The organism is Arthrobacter sp. Soil_N43 (genome assembly GCF_057655195.1).
Genome location: NZ_JBDGML010000087.1, coordinates 1 through 17,278 on the forward strand (window position 1 = coordinate 1; position 17,278 = coordinate 17,278).

Sequence of the window (17,278 nt, forward strand, 5' to 3'; positions counted from 1 at the left end):
TCCACACGGCGCTCCTCTTCGACGACCAGGCCGCCCTGGCTGCCACGGTCGCCACCGCCGCCCAGTACGCGCCGCAGTTGTTCACGGGCAGCGCCGACCACCTTGTCAGCGAGGCCTTCTACTTCAGTGACCCCGAAGGGAACGGCATCGAGCTGTACTGGGACCGCCCCCGCGATGCGTGGTCCTGGGACGGCAACAACGTGGTCATGGACAGCCTCGCCCTGCCGCCGCAGAAGTATCTGCAGGAACACCTGACCGAAGGTGCGCTGGAAGGACAGCGGGGCACAGAGGCCGGCGTGGGCCACGTGCACCTGCAGGTCGGCGACGTCCAGTCGGCCCACGACTTCTACGTCGGGACGCTGGGGTTCGAAAAGACTGCAGGCTGGCACGGCCAGGCACTGTTCGTCTCGGCCGGCCGCTACCACCACCACATGGCCATGAACGTCTGGAACAGCCGCGGCGCCGGACCGCGCCGGGACACCCTCGGGCTGGGCGAAGTGCTCATCGAGGTCCCGGCAGGGGACGACGTCGGCGCGCTCGCCGACCGCCTGAAGGTCGCCGGCGTCGCTGCCCACCACACGGGGGCGGAGCTTCGCTTCGAGGACCCGTGGCGCAACCGGATCCGCGTCGCCGTGCGCTAAGCCGGACGCCTCGTCTCTGGGTTAGGCTGATTTCGAACATCCGGGCGGCGCTGCCGCCGCCCGGGCTCCCGCCTCCGACGGAACGAGGACGAATTCCATGGGTTTCACCGAAATCTTTGTTGCCACGCACAGTGACGCCCTAAAGCGCGCAGCCGACCTCGAGTCGGGCTCCGCCGCCCCCGCTGCCGGCGTGCGCATCCCGGGGATCAGCGACTTTGAAATCGAACAGCTCGGCGACCTCGCCGGAGCGGCCGTCCATGCGGCGGGCGCCGATTACGAACTGGCCATGGTGGACGTCGCCAGCGACTCGCTGCTCGGCGTGCCGCCGGCCATGGTCCGCGCCCTGGCGGAGCTGGTCACTTACGAGTCAGAGGGTGAGGGCAACGTCCTTGACGACGTCGCCGAGCGATGGGCCGCGGAGGACGACATGCCCTTTGGCGCCGTCGAGGCGCGGAAATACGTCCAGCAGCTGGCCGAGCTCGCCGGAAGCGTCGACGAAAACAGCCGCACTGGCCTGTACGTCTGGTCTTCCTGACCTGTCCCTGCAGCCCCAGGCCGGTGTCAAGTCGAAATCGGGCCGCTGATCTGGCACAATAAACAGGTACTCGATCTGCGTGGCCCCTCTCTCCGCGTCTGGATCCTGTCCTTTCGAACCCCCAAGTATGGCCCGCCCCACGGGTGCAGAAACACGGGTTCAGCCCGTTTCAGAAACAGGAGTGACCACAAAAGTGGCCGTAAAGATTCGCCTTAAGCGCTTCGGCAAGATGCGCGCACCGTATTACCGCATCGTCGTCATGGACGCACGCTCCAAGCGTGACGGCCGTGCCATCGAAGAGATCGGCAAGTACCACCCCACTGAGGAGCCCTCGTACATCGAGGTCGACTCCGACCGTGCCCAGTACTGGCTCGGCGTCGGCGCGCAGCCGTCCGAGCAGGTTGCCGCGATCCTCAAGGTCACCGGCGACTGGCAGAAGTTCAAGGGCCTCCCGGGCCAGGAAGGCACCTTGAAGACCAAGGTTGCCAAGGAAGCCTTCGTCGCCCCGGAAAAGGGTTCCGTGATCATCCCGGAAGCCATCACCAAGAAGGCCAAGGCAGAAGCTCCCGCCGAGGCTGAAGCAGAGACCACCGAGGCTGAGTAAGTTGCTGGCAGAAGCGCTCGAACACCTTGTCCGCGGAATCGTTGACTCCCCTGAGGATGTCAAGGTCAGCGCGAAGAGCAACCGCCGCGGGGATACCCTCGAGGTGCGCGTTCATCAGGAAGACCTGGGACGGGTAATCGGACGCCAGGGCCGCACCGCGCGCGCACTGCGCACTGTGGTGGCTGCGCTGGCAGATGGCGAGCAGGTCAGGGTCGACGTCGTCGACACCGACCGCCGCCGGTAACGCGCCTGCAACACTTGTCTTGAGTCCGGCCCCTCCACCAGCAACGGTGGAGGGGCCGTACTGCTTTCACCGCCCGCTGGCCGAGCACGGCGCAGCGCAAACTTTCAGAAACGCACTCCGGAACAGAGGATCACATGCAGCTTCAGGTGGCACGAATCGGCAAGCCCCACGGAATCCGCGGCGAGGTGACAGTCCAGGTACTCACCGATGCCCCCGAAGACCGCTTTGTCCCGGGAACCGAATTCGTGGTGGAGCCGGCGTCGGCAGGCCCCCTGACCGTGCACAGTGCCCGCTGGAACAAAGACATCCTGCTGCTCGCCTTCGAGGAGATTGAAACGCGGAACGAGGCCGAGACCCTCCGCGGAGCCAAGCTGTTCATCGAGACCGAGGAACTCGATGAGGACGACGACGAGGGCTGGTACGAACACGAGCTCGTTGGCCTCGAAGCCCGCGTGGGCTCAGAGGTCGTGGGCAAGATCTCCGGCCTGAACACGATGCCCGTACAGGATCTGCTCGTCGTGGAAACGCCCGACGGGAAGGAAATCCTGATCCCCTTCGTGGAGCAGATCGTCCCGGAGGTCAATGTCGAGGAAGGCTATGTCCTGGTGACCCCTCCGGCCGGACTGTTCGAGATCAATACCGAACACGAGGGCAGTGACGAGGTCAGCACCTCCGCTGACGAAGAGGATCAGCCGGGAGCCACAGCCTAGATGAGAATCGACGTCGTCAGCATCTTCCCGGAGTACCTGGCACCGCTGGAACTGTCGCTGATCGGCAAGGCGCGCCAGGACGGTCTTCTGAACCTCAGCGTCCATGACCTCCGGACCTTCACGACGGACCGCCATCGGACGGTGGACGACACTCCGTACGGCGGCGGCGCCGGCATGGTGATGAAGGCCGAGCCCTGGGCCCAGGCCCTGGCCTCGGTGGCCGCCGCCCGGCCGGCGGATGCCGGCAAGCCGGTCCTGATCGTGCCGTCACCGGCAGGGGAGCGCTTCAACCAGGCACTCGCCTACGAGCTTGCCGAGGAGGACCATCTGGTCTTCGCCTGCGGCCGGTACGAAGGAATCGACGAACGGGTCATCGAATGGGCCGCTGAGCACTTCACGGTGCGTCCGGTGAGCCTGGGCGATTACGTGCTCAACGGCGGCGAAGTTGCCGTCCTGGCCATGGTGGAGGCCATCGGCAGGCTGCTGCCGGGAGTCGTGGGCAATCCCGAATCCCTGGTGGAGGAGTCACACTCCGACGGCCTGCTCGAGTACCCCGTCTACACCAAACCCTCCGTCTGGCGGGAGCGGGAGGTGCCGGCGGTGCTGCTCAGCGGCAACCACGGAAAAATCGCGCAGTGGCGCCGGCACGAGCAGTACCGGCGCACGGCGGAACGCCGCCCGGACCTGCTGGAGGCATTCGACGCCGGCAGTCTTCCCCGCGCGGACCGGACCGCCCTCGCGGACCTGGGGTACGACGTCGTCGACGGTCACCTCAAGCGGCGCCCGGACGCCGGAACCCAGCCCGCCTCCTAAAGCTCCGCCGGCAATTGGTTGTAGGCCGCCGGATGTGGCAAAATGGGTCTTTGTGTCTGCTGGGCACCGCACCTGCCACAGGGGGAGCGCAGCCAACAGCAAGGCAACCCGGTGCCGCCAATCAGTGGCGGGGCCGGACACAACACTTTCGGCGGCAATTCCCGGACGCCAGTCCGGGCTTGGCCGCCGTGACCCAAAGTGAATGACCTGTGGCGTTCACCAGGAGTGGATCAAATGCATATCCTCGATTCCGTAGATGCAGCCTCGCTGCGCACCGATGTTCCCGAGTTCCGCGCGGGTGACACCCTCAAGGTTCACGTGAACATCATCGAAGGCAAGAACTCCCGCGTCCAGGTATTCCAGGGCTTCGTCCTTGGCCGCCAGGGCGACGGCATCCGTGAGACCTTCACGGTCCGCAAGGTTTCCTTCGGTGTCGGCGTAGAGCGTACCTTCCCGGTACACTCCCCGATCATCGACAAGATCGAGCTCGTCACCAAGGGCGACGTGCGCCGCGCCAAGCTTTACTACATGCGTGCACTGCGCGGTAAGGCTGCGAAGATCAAGGAAAAGCGCGACTTCAGCACCGCCAAGTAAGTCTTTTCGGACTTTCACGGCGGGTCCCTGACCCGTATCCGGCCAGCGCCGGAGCCATCCGCAACAGCGCCACAGGATACGGATCATGGACCACACGAAACGCCAGCCAGGGAAACCGGGCTGGCGTTTTGTGTTTCTGGCGCTTGCCCTTGCCGTCCTGGTTAGCGGCCTGGTCCGTTCACTGTGGCTGGATGTCTATTTCATCCCCTCGGCCTCCATGGAACCGCTGTTCAATACGGGCGACAGGATCCTGGTGTCCCGCACCGATTTTCAGTCGGAGCCGATCCGCCGCGGCGACGTCGTGGTGTTCGACGGCCGCGGTTCCTTCGCGCCGCTGCACTCCGGCGCCGGTCCCCTGGCGGAGGCACTGGCCTCCGCAGGACACTGGCTGGGGGTTATAGGCAGCGACACCACCTATGTGAAGCGCGTCATCGGGCTCCCGGGCGACAGCATCGTGTGCTGTGACGCCCAACAGCGGCTCACAGTAAATGGCCAGCCGATCGTGGAACCCTATGTCCATGCGGGAGATGCGCCCAGCGACCAGGAATTCAGTGTGTCAGTGCCGGCAGGACGGCTCTGGCTGCTGGGGGACCACCGCTCGATCTCGGCAGATTCCCGCAGCCTCCTGGGGGCGCCGGGCGGGGGCATGGTCCGCATGGACAGGGTGATCGGCCGGCCGGTACAGATCATCTGGCCGCTTGATAGATTTGCCTCAGTGGCACGGCCGCCCCAGGTGGCCACTACAACGACGAAGGACGGACAGTAAATGCCGGAGAACGATCCCGGGACTTCCGAGCCGCGGCAGGCTGCTGCCAGGCAGGGAAGGCATGCTTTGGGTGAGCCCGTTCCGGCTGCGCCTGCCGGAGGCAACGGGAAGGAGCCCGCTCCGCCGCGCAACCCGTTCCTGCTGTGGCTGAAGGAGATCGCCACGGTGGTGGTGATCGCCGTCGTCCTCTCCTTCCTCATCAAAACGTTCCTGTTCCGGGCCTTTTACATCCCGTCGGAATCGATGGTCAGCACGCTGGACGTCAACGACCGCATCTTCGTCAATCTCCTCGTTCCGGAGCCGTTCGCCCTGGAGCGCGGCGACGTGGTGGTGTTCAGGGACACCAAGGGCTGGCTGCCGCCGTCGCCGCAGAAAGTGGATGGCCCGTTCACCTGGGTCGAGGACGGCCTCACGTTCGTTGGGCTGCTTCCGGACAACTCGGAGCAGCATCTGGTGAAGCGCGTCATCGGACTGCCCGGCGACCACGTGGCCTGCTGCAACGCCGACGGCAAAATCACCGTCAACGGGGCCCCGCTGGATGAAAAGTACGTCAACCCTGCCGAGGTGCCGCTGGTGCGCGACTTCGACGTCGTGGTCCCGGCAGGCAAGGTCTGGGTCATGGGGGACAACCGCAACCACTCCGCCGACTCCCGGGCCCACATGGATTCCAACGGCGGTTTCGTGGACCTCGCCGACGTCGAGGGCAAGGCCGCCGTCATCGCCTGGCCGCTGAACCGCTGGGCGGCCCTGGACAACTATCCGGACGTCTTCAAGAGTGTTCCCTCGGGAGGCTAGCGATGTCCGTTGCACCCACCCTTGACTACGAGAAGCGCTTCCTTCCCCGGGGAGCGCGGTTCCTGGCCGGCGTCGATGAAGTGGGCCGCGGCGCCTTGGCCGGTCCGGTCAGCGTGGGAATAGCCGTCGTTGACCTGCGGCGGATGGAGCTGCTGGCGGATGTCCGGGACAGCAAGCTGCTCAAGGCCGCCGACCGGGAACGGCTGGACCCGCTGGTCCGGGCCTGGAGCGTTGCGTCGGCAGTGGGGCATGCCACTGCCCGGGAGATCGACGAACTGGGCATCATGGGGGCGCTGAGGGCGGCCGGCAACCGCGCGTGGTTTGAAATCCTCGGCACCGGAATTACGCCGGATGTGGTGCTGCTGGACGGGAGCCACAACTGGCTGTCGCCCGCCGTGCAGCCCTCGTTGTTTGACGAGGTGACGGTCGATCCCGGCTGCGATGCTCCCGTTCACACGCTGGTCAAGGCCGACATGCAGTGCCTGAGCGTGGCTGCAGCGAGCGTTCTGGCCAAGGTGGAAAGGGACCGGACCATGCAGCAGTTGCACGTTGAATACCCCGCCTTCGGCTGGGACGTCAACAAGGGGTACGGCACGGCGGCGCACCGGGAAGCCATCCGGGTCTCCGGACCCACCCCGTATCACCGCGTCAGCTGGAATCTGCTGGCCGAATAATCCGGCGGCCGAGGCCCCTGTGCGCCGGCTCCGTGTGCGCAGGCGCCCGCTGCATGGTGCAAGATGGAACCATGAGTGCCGAGGATCTTGAAAACTACGAAACCGACATGGAGCTCCAGCTCTACCGTGAATACCGCGATGTCGTCGGGCTGTTCAGCTACGTGGTTGAGACCGAGCGCCGCTTCTACCTCGCCAACCACGTAGACCTGCAGGCACGCAGCGCCGACGGCGAGGTCTACTTCGACCTCACGCTCCAGGATGCCTGGGTCTGGGACGTCTACCGCTCCGCCCGGTTCGTGAAGAGCGTCCGCGTCATCACCTTCAAGGACGTCAACGTCGAGGAGCTTCCGCGCAACGAGGAGCTTGCCCTGCCCAAGGACGCCGACCTGGGCAACTGACCGACTCCTCCTCCACACAGTGGTCCGTTCCGCCGCTTTTCCCACATAGCGCGATCGGCGTCTTTTGGCGCCGGCGCTGCCCCCGCAGTCTGGTTGCGGAGGTAAAAAATGAAAGCCAAAGACCTGCTTGGCCGGCGCGGGGAAGAGCTCGCGGCGGAATACCTGGAATCGCTGGGCATGCTCATCGTGGCGCGCAACTGGCGCTGCCCTGAGGGCGAGATCGACATTGTTGCGCTCGACGGTGACGCCCTGGTCATTGCCGAAGTGAAAACGCGCCGCTCCCTCGCCTTCGGGCACCCCTTCGAAGCGGTGGGCCCGGACAAGCTCGCACGGCTGCACCGGCTGGGATCGGCCTGGTGCCGTGACCACGAGCTCCGGATGCCGCTGCGCCGCGTGGACGTCATTGCGGTGCTGGACGACGGCGTGTGCGAGCCGACCCTTGAGTACCTCCCGGGGGTGGGGTAGGTGGGCCTGGGAAGAACGTACTCGGTGGCCCTGGTGGGGCTGAACGGTTACATCGTGGAGGTCGAGGCGGATATCGGCCAGACCCTGCCGGCCTTCGTGATCCTGGGTTTGCCGGACGCATCACTCAACGAAGCCAAGGAACGGATCCGCTCTGCGGCGCAGAACTCCGGAATCCCGCTGAGCCGGCGGAAAATCACGGCCAACCTCATCCCGGCGTCCCTGCCGAAACGGGGCTCGGCTTTCGATCTTGCCATTGCCATGGCGGCGCTGTATGCCGCCGGTGACATCAGGACAACCGGCCGTACGGTATTCATTTCCGAGCTCGGCCTGGACGGCAGGCTGCGTCCCGTCCGCGGCGTCCTCCCGGCCGTAATGGCTGCTGTCCAAGCCGGCTATCCGGACATCGTGGTGGCTCGGGCGAACGCGGCGGAAGCGGAGCTGGTACCCGGCGCACGGGTCCAGGGCTACAAGACCCTCGCCCGGCTTGCTTTCGATTTCGGCGCAGACCCCCAGGAACTGGCCCTTGATTTCGAACCGGAAGACGAGGAGGCAAGCGAAGAAGCCTGCCGCATGTTTGGCGCAGTCCCCGACATGTGCGATGTCTCCGGCCAGGGTGATGCGCGCAGGGCGCTGGAGGTGGCCGCGGCAGGGGCCCACCATCTGCTGCTCACGGGGCCGCCGGGTGCGGGAAAGACCATGCTGGCCGAGCGGCTGCCAGGGCTGCTGCCCGATCTGGGCGACACTGCGGCCATGGAGGTGACCGCGATCCATTCGCTGTGTGCGCGGCCATCTTCCTCCTTGCAGCTGGTGCGGCGCCCGCCCTTCGAGAGTCCGCATCATACGGCGACGTCCGCTGCCATCATCGGCGGCGGCACGGGACTGCCGCGGCCCGGGGCCGCATCACGGGCCCACCGCGGAATTTTGTTCCTGGACGAGGCCCCGGAATACGAACGCGGAGTGCTCGATGCACTCCGCCAGCCGCTGGAGAGCGGCGAGCTGGTGATCCACAGATCCGCGGGGACCGCCGCCTATCCCGCCCGCTTCCAGCTGGTTCTTGCAGCCAACCCGTGTCCCTGCGGGAAGGCATCGGGCAAGGGCATCGAGTGCATGTGCACTCCCATGATGCGCCGCCGGTACCTGGCGCGGATGTCCGGGCCGCTGCTTGACCGGGTCGACATCCAGCTGCAGGTCGAGCGCGTTTCGCTGGCAGACTTCGGCCAGGCAGGCGGCGAGGAAGACACCGCAACGGTCGCCGGCCGGGTCCGGACAGCTAGACGGCGCCAGCTGCAGCGGCTTGGCGGTCTGGGCATGGAAACGAACTCGCAGGTTCCCGGCAGGATCCTGCGCGGGGAGTTCAGGCTTGCGCCTACCACCACGCGCATTCTGGATCAGTCGCTCGCAAGGGGCGTGCTCACAGCACGCGGCTACGATCGCGTGCTGCGGCTCGCATGGACCCTGGCAGACCTTGCCGGCCGGGAACGTCCGGACGTCAATGACATCGGCCAGGCTCTCAGCCTCCGGCAGGCTGCTTCGGCAGCCGCGTGAAAGGGACCGAAAGTGCAGAACGAGAGACTCGCGCGGGCCGCCCTGTCCCGGCTGATGGAACCCCAGGATTCGGCGGGACTGGCGCTGGTGCAGGTGGCGGGGGCACTGGATGCGCTGGGCATTGCCACCGGGCAGTTGAGCTACGGTCCCGCACTTGAACAGGAACTCAGCGGTGTACTGGCAGAACATCGCTCCACCTCATCCTGGGCGGGATTGGGCGCCGCCCTCAAACGGTGGGCGCCCAGGGTTCCGGACCTCGCCCCTGAACGGGATCTTGCCACCATGCAGCGGCTGGGCGGCCGGCTGATCATTCCGGGGGACGACCTCTGGCCCCGCCAGCTGGGCGATCTGGGCATCCACGAACCGATCTGCCTGTGGTGGCGGGGAGTTGAGCAGGAGCTTCCCGCTGCCGCAAAGTCGATTGCTCTGGTCGGTTCCCGGGACAGCACGAGCTACGGAGCGGCAGTCACCGGGGACCTTGCCTACTCCCTGGCGCAGCGGGGCTTCACCGTGGTCTCCGGAGGCGCCTATGGAATTGATGCGCACGCGCACCGGGCCGCCTTGGCCGGCAGCCCGGAGTCAATGCCGACAATCGCCGTGATGGCCGGAGGGGTGGACCGCTTCTACCCGTCGGGGAATGAGGACCTGCTTCGAGCCGTAGCGTACCAGGGTGCAGTCCTCGCCGAGGTGCCGCCCGGATCTGCGCCCACACGCTACCGTTTTCTGCAGCGGAACAGGCTCATCGCGGCCTTGGCGTCGGTGACTGTTGTTGTCGAGGCCAGATGGCGGTCGGGAGCGCTGAACACGGCACACCATGCGGAGTCCCTGGGCAGGGCTGTGGGCGCGGTGCCGGGGTCCGTCCACAGCGCCAACTCTGCCGGATGCCACCGGCTGTTGCGTGATGGCGGCGCCATATGTGTGACGGACGCTGGAGAGGTCGCCGAACTCGCCGCGCCCAGCGGCGACTTCCTGCCTGATCCGCGGGATGGCGCCAGTGCAGTCCATGACGGGCTGACGCTGGAGGACCTGATCCTGCTGGATGCGCTGCCCTTGCGGTCCACCAGTTCAGTGGAGAAACTCTGCACCGTGGCCGGTCTTTCCCCGGAATCGGTGCGGGCGGGACTCGGAAGGCTTGGCCTGCTGGGACTCGCCGAATCGCGCAACGGCGGCTGGAAGCGGTCCAAAAATGCCGGCTGAAGGCGCGCGCCCCAACGCCACCGCGGCTCGCCGCGGGGGATCCTTGACCGAAGGCCGATTGCTGGGAAAGTGAGAGCGTGGACAAAGTGGAACTGCCGCCGGCGCTGGCTGAAGCGGCCAGCAGCTTCGGCCGGTATCTGACCGGTGAGCGTGCCCGGTCGGTGCACACCGTGCGTGCATACCTCTCCGACCTCGGAAGCCTGCTGGAGCATGCTGCAGCGGAGGGAGTCCGCGAGCTCGGGGAGATTGAGCTCGGGACCCTCCGGCGCTGGCTGGGCGCCCAAAGTGACGCCGGCATCTCCCGCTCCACCCTGGCCCGCCGGTCGGCCACCGCCCGGACCTTCACCGCCTGGGCGCTCAGGGAGGAACGCATCGCAACGGACCCGGCCCTGCGCCTGAAGGCGCCGAAGGTTGAAGGCTCGCTGCCGGGCGTGCTGCAGCAGCAGCAACTGATCAGGCTGCTCACCGAGCTGAACGAGGCAGCGCACGACGGGTCTCCGATGGCGCTGCGGAACCGGGCCATGGTTGAACTGCTCTATGCCACAGGCCTCCGCGTCGGGGAACTCGCCGGTCTCGACATTGATGACCTCGACCCCGACCGCCGAACCCTCCGCGTTCTCGGCAAGGGCAACAAGGAACGGACGGTTCCCTACGGGCTGCCGGCCGCGCTCGCCGTCGACGATTGGCTTCGCCGCGGCCGCGCGAAGCTCGTGTCCGCAGGCAGCGGGCCTGCGCTGTTCCTGGGAGTGCGGGGCGGACGCGTGGACCAGCGCCAGGTGCGGAGCGTTGTCAAAGGCCTCTTTGAAGCCTTGGGGGATACCGCCGCAACCGGTCCCCATGCGCTGCGCCACTCGGCGGCCACGCATTTGCTCGACGGAGGGGCCGACCTTCGGGCGGTACAGGAAATCCTGGGGCACAGCAGCCTGGCCACCACCCAGATCTACACCCACGTCTCGGTCGACCGACTCCGGAAGAGCTACCAGCAGGCGCACCCGAGGGCATAAGGCTGCGGCCGCGTCGGCGTGCCTCCACGGCGCGCCGAATCCCACTGGCGTAATTAGGCGAGGTACGGCACAATAAGAGCCAAGTCCGGCAAGTTTCAAGTTGTGCTTTAAGCCTTTGGCCACCTTGCAAGCCGGGCAAACAGTTTCATAGATTGGCAGGAGTTCGAGGCACCACGCGGCGCCCGGAGCAGCAGATATCCATCCATGCAGGTCGTTGGGGAAGACGTACCTACAGCTATGGAGGATGGAATGTCTGTTGTAATGACCCGCGGTGTGCTTTTTATTCACTCAGCGCCTACCGCGCTGTGCCCTCATGTTGAGTGGGCCATTGGATCTGTCGTGGACAAGCGGACAGATCTTGAGTGGACCCCTCAGCCCGCCGCGCCCGGAATGTTCCGTTCGGAGCTTTCCTGGACCGGCGCGCAGGGGACAGGTGCGCAGCTGGCGTCTGCCCTCCGGGGCTGGGCACATTTGCGCTTCGAAGTGACAGAGGAACCCAGCCAGGGCGTGGACGGCGGCCGCTGGTCCCACACGCCCGAACTGGGAATTTTCCATGCCGTGACGGATGTCCACGGCAACATCATGGTCTCCGAGGACCGCATCCGCTACGCCTACGAGTCCGGTGCGGGCGATCCCTCCGCTGTCTACCACGAGCTCTCCCTTGCTCTCGGCGAGGCCTGGGACGAGGAACTGGAGCCCTTCCGGCACGCAGCCGAGGGTGCGCCCGTCCGATGGCTGCACCAGGTGGGCTGACGCGCCATTACTCCATAGCAACGAAGAAGCCCCCGCCAACTGGCGGGGGCTTCTTCGGTATTCATTTTGCAATCACACGCTGCGGACAGCGATGACGGCGTTGTGGCCGCCGAAGCCGAACGAGTTGCTCAGAGCCACAATGTCTCCGGCGGGCAGGTCACGGGCGGAGGTGACGACGTCGAGCGGGATCTCCGGATCCTGGTTCTCAAGGTTGATCGTCAGGGGGGCCTTGCGCTCGTGCACCGCAAGGACGGTGAGGACCGCCTCTACGGCGCCGGAAGCGCCCAGCAGGTGGCCCATCTGCGACTTGGTCGCGGATACGGCCACGTTGTCGACATGGCCGCCCAGGGCGGCCTTCAGCGCGGTGTATTCCGGCTTGTCGCCCACAGGCGTGGAGGTTGCGTGCGCATTGACGTGGACGACGTCCTCGGCCTGGATGCGGCCGTCAAACATCGCCGCCTTCAGCGCCCGGGTAGCACCGAGGCCCTGCGGGTCCGGCGCCGTGATGTGGTAGGCGTCGGCCGTCACGGACGTGCCGGCGAGTTCGCCGTAGATCCGTGCGCCGCGGGCCAGGGCGTGCTCCTCTGCCTCGAGCACGAGCGCGCCGGCGCCCTCGCCCATGACGAAACCGTCACGGCCCATGTCGTAGGGCCGGGAGGCGCCCTGGGGATCATCGTTGCGGCGGGAGAGGGCCTGCATGGAGGCGAACGCGGCCAGCGGCATCGGGTGGATGGCGGCTTCGGCGCCACCGCACATGACGATGTCGGCCTTGCCGGAACGGATCAGGTCCAGGCCCAGGTGCAGGGCTTCGGTGCCGGAGGCGCACGCCGAGACGGGCGTGTGGGCGCCGGCCCGGGCGCCGAGGTCAAGGCTGACCGCGGCGGCAACGCCGTTGGGCATGAGCATGGGGACCGTCATGGGAAGGACCCGGCGCGGGCCCTTCTCCTTCAGCGTGTCCCAGGCGTCCAGGAGGGTCCAGACGCCGCCGATGCCGGTGGCGAAGGCCACGGCCAGGCGGTCCTGGTCGAATTCGGTGATGCCGGAGTCGGCCCAGGCCTCGCGGGACGCAATGACGCCAAACTGGGTTGAGGGGTCCATGCGCTTGGCCTCAACGCGGCTCAGCACGTCCAGGGCGGGCGTGGAGCAACGGGCGGCGAAGTGAACGGGAAGCTCGTACTTGGCGACCCAGTCGTCCTCCAGCGTGCGGGCGCCGGAAACCCCCTTCAGCGCGTTTTGCCACATTGTGGGTACGTCGCCCCCGATGGGCGTGGTGGCGCCCAGCCCGGTAATGACTACTTTGCGTGTCATGGGATCACTCTCTGTCGGTGCGCGAGCCTGTCCCGTGCTTCTTGGCCGGGGGCCGGCAGCGGGTGGCGTGCGAGGGGGTCTTCGAAAAGTCTGTGGTGTTGCATCGGCTGGCCGGCCGCAGCAGTGGAATGCGGGCCGGCCAACCGAGATTCAGCCGGTGTGCGGCTGGAGCCTGCTTAGGCCTGTGCGCCGGCGATGAAGCTGACAGCGTCGCCGACGGTCTTGAGGTTCTTGACCTCTTCGTCGGGGATACGCACGCCGAACTTCTCCTCAGCGTTAACGACGATGGTCATCATGGAGATGGAGTCGATGTCCAGGTCCTCGGTGAAGGACTTGTCCATCTCGACAGCCTCGGGGGCCAGGCCGGTCTCTTCGTTGACGATTTCAGCCAGTCCGGCCAGGATCTCTTCGTTGCTAGCCATTGATGGCTCCTTTTCTTGTATTGCCGGCATGGGCTGCCGGAAACGGGGCAAACCGCGGTTGCGGCTTGGTATGGGGGATTCCTACGGAAGGACTATGACCTGGGCGCCAAATACTAGGCCCGCGCCGAAACCGATCTGCAGCGCGAGGCCGCCGCTCAGTCCGGGGTTTTCCTGCAGCAGCCGGTGCGTGGCCAGCGGGATGGAGGCCGCTGACGTGTTGCCGGCCTCGGCGATGTCGCGGGCCACGGTGACTGTTTCGGGCAGCTTCAGCTTCTTAACCATTTCGTCGATGATGCGCATGTTGGCCTGGTGCGGAATGAAGGCTACGAGGTCCTCGGCCTGGACGCCCGCTGCATCGAGGGCCTGCTGTGCCACCTTCGCCATTTCCCAGACGGCCCAGCGGAAGACCGTCTGGCCGTCCTGGCGCAGCGTGGGCCAGATGGCGGCGTCGCTGACAGCCGCTTCTTCGGGGCTGAGGGCGCTGCCCTGGGGCGAACCCGCGTGCACGAGTGACCCGGTGCGGGCCGCGGAGTACTCGCGTACATCGAGCAGGGAGTGGGTCATGCCGATCGCATCCCACTTGCTGCCGTCGGAACCCCAGACGGACGGGCCGATTCCCGGTGTGTCGGACGGGCCGATGACGACGGCGCCGGCGCCGTCACCCAGCAGGAAGGAGATGGTGCGTTCGCTGTTGTCGATGACGTCGGACAGCTTCTCGGCACCCACCACGAGCACGTACTTTGCGGTGCCGGAGCGGACCAGCGCGTCACCCTGGGCAATGCCGTAGCAGTAGCCGGCACAGGCGGCCGAGATGTCGAACGCCGGGGCGGGCGTGGCGCCGAGCCGGTCGGCAAGGCTTGCGGCGGCGGAGGGCGTGGCGTAGGGGTGCGTCACGGTGGAGACGATTACGGCTCCCAGCTGGGAGGCCTCGATGCCGGCCTTCGCGAGTGCCTCGCGCGCGGCACCTTCAGCCATGTCGATCACGCTGACGTCGGCAGGGGCGCGGTGGCGGGTGATGATTCCCGTACGCTGCCGGATCCATTCATCGGAGGAATCAATCCACTGGCAGACGTCCTCGTTGGTCACCACCACGTCGGGGCGGTAGGCGCCGACGCCGAGAATCCGGGTGTGCTCGTTGATGGGTGCCTGCTTCAGCGTGGGAACGCTCATGCCTGTCCCTCCAGTTCTGCGAATAATGCAAGGGCTGCGGACAGGTCTTCGGGCGTCTTCACTGCAACGGTCTTGACGCCGGGCATCCCGCGCTTGGCGAGGCCCGCCAGCGTACCGGCGGGTGCCAGTTCAATGACGCCGGTGACGCCGCGCTGCACGAGTGATTCCATGCAGAGGTCCCAGCGGACGGGGCGCGACACCTGGGCGATCAGGCTGTCGACGGCGGCCGTGCCGTCGGTGACTTCCTGGCCGTCGAAGTTGGACAGCAGGGGAACGGTGGGCGCCTGCGGCTGCAGCTCCGGGCGCAGCGCTTCGAGGGCGCTCACAGCCGGTGCCATGTGCGAGGTGTGGAACGCCCCGGCAACCTTGAGCGGAATGACCCGGGCCTTGGCCGGAGGGTTTTCTGCCAGGGCCTTGAGCTGGTCGAACGTACCGGCGGCGACGGTCTGGCCTGCCCCGTTGACATTGGCGGGGGTGGCGCCGGCGGCCTCGATGGCGGCCAGCACCTCGGCGGGGTCGCCGCCCACCACGGCGCTCATACCGGTGGGGGTGACGGCGGCGGCCGCGGCCATGCTGTTGGCGCGTTCACGGACGAAGGTCATGGCTTCTTTTTCGGTGAGCACTCCTGCCAGTGCCGAGGCCGTGATCTCGCCCACCGAATGTCCGGCCAGGATGACCGGCAGGGAGCTGAGTTCGACGTCGAACAGGGACTTCGCGGCCACAAGGCCGGCTGCGACAATCAGGGGCTGCGCAACAGCGGTGTCCTTGATGGTCTCCTCGTCGGAGGTGGTCCCATGCGCCGTGAGGTCAATGCCTGCGATTTCGCTAAGGGAGGCCAGATGGCCTGCTACGGAAGGCAGTTCCAGCCAAGGGGCCAAGAAACCGGGGGTCTGTGAGCCCTGTCCAGGGCAGACGATTGCAAGCACGTAACCAGCTTTCCAAATTACCGCGTGATCCAAGGGTGTTTGCGTACACCAAGCTCACTGGGTCAGTTTGTAGGAAGTCTACAACGGTTCAGTTGTGATTCCGCCCAGGCTGGCGCTCTGCGGCGGCCTTGGGCGGGGTCGAGAGCCGGCCCACGACCAGGGCTGCTTGAAGCACAAAGGCCTCCCGCGGGAGCAGGGGGTCCCAGCCGGTCACGTCACAAACCCGCTTGAGCCGGTAACGGACGGTGTTGGCGTGGACGAAAAGTTCGCGGGCGGTTGCCTCCAGCGAATGGCCCAGTTCCAGGTAGGTGCCCAGTGTTTCCACCAGCCCGTTGGATGCGGCCAGCAGGGGCCGGTAGATGTTTTTAACGAGCGAGCGGCGCGCCGCGTCGTCCCCGGAGATCACGCGCTCGGGCAGCAGGTCGTCGGCTGCCACCGGCCGCGGGGCGGACGGCCAGGCCCGCGCTGCGGTGAGTCCCGCGAACGCGGACTGGGCAGAGCCGCTGGCCTCCAGCAGGGAACTCGCCTCGGCGCCGTACACCACGGGCCCCGGTGCGAACATTTCGCTCAGTTTGAGATACGCCGTTTCCCGGTCATGGACCCCGCCGAGGATCAGGATGAGACGGTCGCCCTGGATCCCCACCAGGGCGTCCTCCGCGTACCGGCCGGCGGTGCGGCGCAGTTCGCTGACGTAGCTGGCGCTGGGTTCCGACGGCGAATTGCCCACCATCACCGTGAAGCGTTCCTGGGCCTTCCAGCCGAGCGCGGCGATTCTGGACCGCAGCGCGTCCGTGTTTTCACCGCGCAGGATGGCGTCCACAATCAGGGCTTCCAGCCGGGTGTCCCACGAACCGCGCGATTCGGCGGCCCTCGCGTAGACGTCAGCGGCGGCAAACGCCACCTCGCGCGAGTACCGAAGGACGGCCTCCCGCAGTGACGGCTGGTCGGCTTCCGGTGCGATCACCGGGACCTGGTCCTCGACCACCTCAACCACGATCCGGATCAGCTGGAGGGCTTTTTGGAGGCTGATGGAGCGGGTGAGTTCCGTGGGGGCCGTGCCGAAGACATCCGTAAGGATCCACGAGGGGGAGCTGGGACGCTCGTACCAGGTGACAAACGCGGCGATGCCGTTTTGGGCCACAAGGCCCAGCGCGGAGCGCTCGTCAGAGCTGAGCCGGGTGTACCAGGGCAGGGACTTCTCCAGCTGGCGCATGGTGGTGGTGGACAGCTGGCCAACACTCGCCCTGAGCTTCTTCAGGGTCTCCGTCTTCTCCGGCGTGGTACTGCGTGACACCGGTTTGCGCTTTGCGGGGGCGGGGGTTGGCTGGGGCATGCATCGAGCATACGGTGCCTGACGTTCAAGCTCCATTTTGTGTAAAGGCTACAACTGCGGTTGCGCTGCGTCACAACGCTGCAAAAGCACCCGAACGACGACGGCGGCCCCCACCTTCCGGTGAGGGCCCCCGTCGTTTTGCGCTATCCGCTGGTTAGGACTCGCCGCCTGCGTTGCCGGTGGTGCCGGCGTTGACGTTGTGCAGGCGGTACTTCTCGATGGCCTGCGCAGGCGCCTGCGCGTCAACCTCACCGCGGCGGGCCAGCATCTCCAGAGAGCGCACCACGATGGAGTGGGTGTCGTTCTTGAAGAAGCGGCGTGCTGCGGCGCGGGTGTCGGAGAAGCCGAAGCCGTCTGCCCCGAGGGAGGCGAACTCGTTCG

22 protein-coding genes are annotated in these 17,278 nt (G+C 66.6%); 16 read left to right on the forward strand and 6 right to left on the reverse strand.

Annotated features, from left to right (window positions below; genetic code table 11):
- The 16 genes from AC3A3W_RS10115 to AC3A3W_RS10190 form a co-directional block, all read left to right on the forward strand.
- The coding region (locus tag AC3A3W_RS10115; RefSeq protein ID WP_487442439.1) for a VOC family protein at positions 1-641 on the forward strand (641 nt) is incomplete at its 5' end.
- Positions 642-738: 97 nt separating this feature from the next.
- Entirely contained in the window at positions 739-1,176 is a 438-nt protein-coding gene (locus tag AC3A3W_RS10120; protein ID WP_487442441.1) for a hypothetical protein, read from the forward strand.
- Between the two features lie 193 nt (positions 1,177-1,369).
- A complete protein-coding gene (rpsP, locus tag AC3A3W_RS10125) occupies positions 1,370-1,780 on the forward strand; it encodes a 30S ribosomal protein S16 (RefSeq protein ID WP_056632653.1) in 411 nt (136 codons plus the stop codon).
- A 1-nt stretch (position 1,781) separates the two neighbouring features.
- Positions 1,782-2,024 carry an RNA-binding protein gene (locus AC3A3W_RS10130; protein ID WP_205653748.1) on the forward strand — a complete coding sequence of 81 codons (243 nt, stop codon included), beginning with the start codon at positions 1,782-1,784 and terminating at the stop codon, positions 2,022-2,024.
- A gap of 134 nt (positions 2,025-2,158) precedes the next feature.
- Positions 2,159-2,734, forward strand: a complete 576-nt coding sequence (gene rimM, locus AC3A3W_RS10135) for a ribosome maturation factor RimM (RefSeq protein ID WP_487442443.1) — start codon at positions 2,159-2,161, stop codon at positions 2,732-2,734.
- A complete protein-coding gene (gene trmD / locus AC3A3W_RS10140) occupies positions 2,735-3,547 on the forward strand; it encodes a tRNA (guanosine(37)-N1)-methyltransferase TrmD (RefSeq protein ID WP_487442445.1) in 813 nt (270 codons plus the stop codon). It begins immediately after the preceding gene.
- A 234-nt stretch (positions 3,548-3,781) separates the two neighbouring features.
- The gene (rplS, locus tag AC3A3W_RS10145) at positions 3,782-4,141 is read left to right on the forward strand and encodes a 50S ribosomal protein L19 (protein ID WP_056632605.1); all 360 of its coding nucleotides are present in this window, start codon (positions 3,782-3,784) and stop codon (positions 4,139-4,141) included.
- A gap of 85 nt (positions 4,142-4,226) precedes the next feature.
- A complete protein-coding gene (lepB, locus tag AC3A3W_RS10150) occupies positions 4,227-4,907 on the forward strand; it encodes a signal peptidase I (protein WP_487442447.1) in 681 nt (226 codons plus the stop codon).
- Complete coding sequence (lepB, locus tag AC3A3W_RS10155) at positions 4,908-5,702, forward strand: signal peptidase I (RefSeq protein WP_487442449.1); 795 nt, start codon at positions 4,908-4,910, stop codon at positions 5,700-5,702.
- 2 nt (positions 5,703-5,704) lie between these two features.
- The gene (gene rnhB, locus AC3A3W_RS10160) at positions 5,705-6,376 is read left to right on the forward strand and encodes a ribonuclease HII (protein ID WP_487442451.1); all 672 of its coding nucleotides are present in this window, start codon (positions 5,705-5,707) and stop codon (positions 6,374-6,376) included.
- 71 nt (positions 6,377-6,447) lie between these two features.
- On the forward strand, positions 6,448-6,774 hold the full coding sequence (locus tag AC3A3W_RS10165) for a DUF2469 domain-containing protein (RefSeq protein ID WP_205653754.1): 327 nt from the start codon (positions 6,448-6,450) through the stop codon (positions 6,772-6,774).
- 108 nt (positions 6,775-6,882) lie between these two features.
- On the forward strand, positions 6,883-7,239 hold the full coding sequence (locus AC3A3W_RS10170; RefSeq protein ID WP_487442453.1) for a YraN family protein: 357 nt from the start codon (positions 6,883-6,885) through the stop codon (positions 7,237-7,239).
- Positions 7,240-8,784: a YifB family Mg chelatase-like AAA ATPase gene (locus tag AC3A3W_RS10175; protein ID WP_487442455.1), complete on the forward strand. Its 1,545-nt coding sequence runs from the start codon at positions 7,240-7,242 to the stop codon at positions 8,782-8,784.
- Positions 8,785-8,838: 54 nt separating this feature from the next.
- Complete coding sequence (gene dprA / locus AC3A3W_RS10180; RefSeq protein ID WP_487442467.1) at positions 8,839-9,981, forward strand: DNA-processing protein DprA; 1,143 nt, start codon at positions 8,839-8,841, stop codon at positions 9,979-9,981.
- 77 nt (positions 9,982-10,058) lie between these two features.
- A complete protein-coding gene (locus tag AC3A3W_RS10185; RefSeq protein WP_487442456.1) occupies positions 10,059-10,985 on the forward strand; it encodes a tyrosine recombinase XerC in 927 nt (308 codons plus the stop codon).
- Between the two features lie 249 nt (positions 10,986-11,234).
- Complete coding sequence (locus tag AC3A3W_RS10190; protein ID WP_205653768.1) at positions 11,235-11,738, forward strand: DUF3145 domain-containing protein; 504 nt, start codon at positions 11,235-11,237, stop codon at positions 11,736-11,738.
- Between the two features lie 72 nt (positions 11,739-11,810).
- Here the strand turns inward: AC3A3W_RS10190 and AC3A3W_RS10195 are convergent, their stop codons facing one another.
- The 6 genes from AC3A3W_RS10195 to AC3A3W_RS10220 all read right to left on the reverse strand — a co-directional run.
- Positions 11,811-13,046 carry a beta-ketoacyl-[acyl-carrier-protein] synthase family protein gene (locus AC3A3W_RS10195; RefSeq protein WP_487442458.1) on the reverse strand — a complete coding sequence of 412 codons (1,236 nt, stop codon included), beginning with the start codon at positions 13,044-13,046 and terminating at the stop codon, positions 11,811-11,813.
- Between the two features lie 176 nt (positions 13,047-13,222).
- On the reverse strand, positions 13,223-13,468 hold the full coding sequence (locus tag AC3A3W_RS10200; RefSeq protein WP_205653770.1) for an acyl carrier protein: 246 nt from the start codon (positions 13,466-13,468) through the stop codon (positions 13,223-13,225).
- An 81-nt stretch (positions 13,469-13,549) separates the two neighbouring features.
- Complete coding sequence (locus AC3A3W_RS10205) at positions 13,550-14,638, reverse strand: beta-ketoacyl-ACP synthase III (protein WP_487442460.1); 1,089 nt, start codon at positions 14,636-14,638, stop codon at positions 13,550-13,552.
- Positions 14,635-15,564 (reverse strand): ACP S-malonyltransferase, encoded by a 930-nt coding sequence (locus AC3A3W_RS10210; RefSeq protein ID WP_487442462.1) that lies wholly within the window; start codon positions 15,562-15,564, stop codon positions 14,635-14,637. Before AC3A3W_RS10210 ends, AC3A3W_RS10205 begins: the two co-directional genes overlap by 4 nt.
- 88 nt (positions 15,565-15,652) lie before the next feature.
- Positions 15,653-16,897, reverse strand: coding sequence for a PucR family transcriptional regulator (locus AC3A3W_RS10215; protein WP_487442464.1), 1,245 nt, complete (start codon positions 16,895-16,897; stop codon positions 15,653-15,655).
- 154 nt (positions 16,898-17,051) lie between these two features.
- The coding region (locus AC3A3W_RS10220) for a hypothetical protein (RefSeq protein WP_487442465.1) at positions 17,052-17,278 on the reverse strand (227 nt) is incomplete at its 5' end.

What these genes read in the sequence shown, in the direction of transcription:
- AC3A3W_RS10120 (WP_487442441.1), top strand. Translation starts at nt 739, where the DNA reads ATGGGTTTCACCGAAATCTTTGTTGCCACGCACAGTGACGCCCTAAAG.
- rimM (WP_487442443.1), top strand. Translation starts at nt 2,159, where the DNA reads ATGCAGCTTCAGGTGGCACGAATCGGCAAGCCCCACGGAATCCGCGGC.
- trmD (WP_487442445.1), top strand. Translation starts at nt 2,735, where the DNA reads ATGAGAATCGACGTCGTCAGCATCTTCCCGGAGTACCTGGCACCGCTG.
- rplS (WP_056632605.1), top strand. Translation starts at nt 3,782, where the DNA reads ATGCATATCCTCGATTCCGTAGATGCAGCCTCGCTGCGCACCGATGTT.
- lepB (WP_487442447.1), top strand. Translation starts at nt 4,227, where the DNA reads ATGGACCACACGAAACGCCAGCCAGGGAAACCGGGCTGGCGTTTTGTG.
- lepB (WP_487442449.1), top strand. Translation starts at nt 4,908, where the DNA reads ATGCCGGAGAACGATCCCGGGACTTCCGAGCCGCGGCAGGCTGCTGCC.
- rnhB (WP_487442451.1), top strand. Translation starts at nt 5,705, where the DNA reads ATGTCCGTTGCACCCACCCTTGACTACGAGAAGCGCTTCCTTCCCCGG.
- AC3A3W_RS10165 (WP_205653754.1), top strand. Translation starts at nt 6,448, where the DNA reads ATGAGTGCCGAGGATCTTGAAAACTACGAAACCGACATGGAGCTCCAG.
- AC3A3W_RS10170 (WP_487442453.1), top strand. Translation starts at nt 6,883, where the DNA reads ATGAAAGCCAAAGACCTGCTTGGCCGGCGCGGGGAAGAGCTCGCGGCG.
- dprA (WP_487442467.1), top strand. Translation starts at nt 8,839, where the DNA reads ATGGAACCCCAGGATTCGGCGGGACTGGCGCTGGTGCAGGTGGCGGGG.
- AC3A3W_RS10190 (WP_205653768.1), top strand. Translation starts at nt 11,235, where the DNA reads ATGTCTGTTGTAATGACCCGCGGTGTGCTTTTTATTCACTCAGCGCCT.
- AC3A3W_RS10195 (WP_487442458.1), bottom strand. Translation starts at nt 13,046, where the DNA reads ATGACACGCAAAGTAGTCATTACCGGGCTGGGCGCCACCACGCCCATC.
- AC3A3W_RS10200 (WP_205653770.1), bottom strand. Translation starts at nt 13,468, where the DNA reads ATGGCTAGCAACGAAGAGATCCTGGCCGGACTGGCTGAAATCGTCAAC.
- AC3A3W_RS10205 (WP_487442460.1), bottom strand. Translation starts at nt 14,638, where the DNA reads ATGAGCGTTCCCACGCTGAAGCAGGCACCCATCAACGAGCACACCCGG.
- AC3A3W_RS10215 (WP_487442464.1), bottom strand. Translation starts at nt 16,897, where the DNA reads ATGCCCCAGCCAACCCCCGCCCCCGCAAAGCGCAAACCGGTGTCACGC.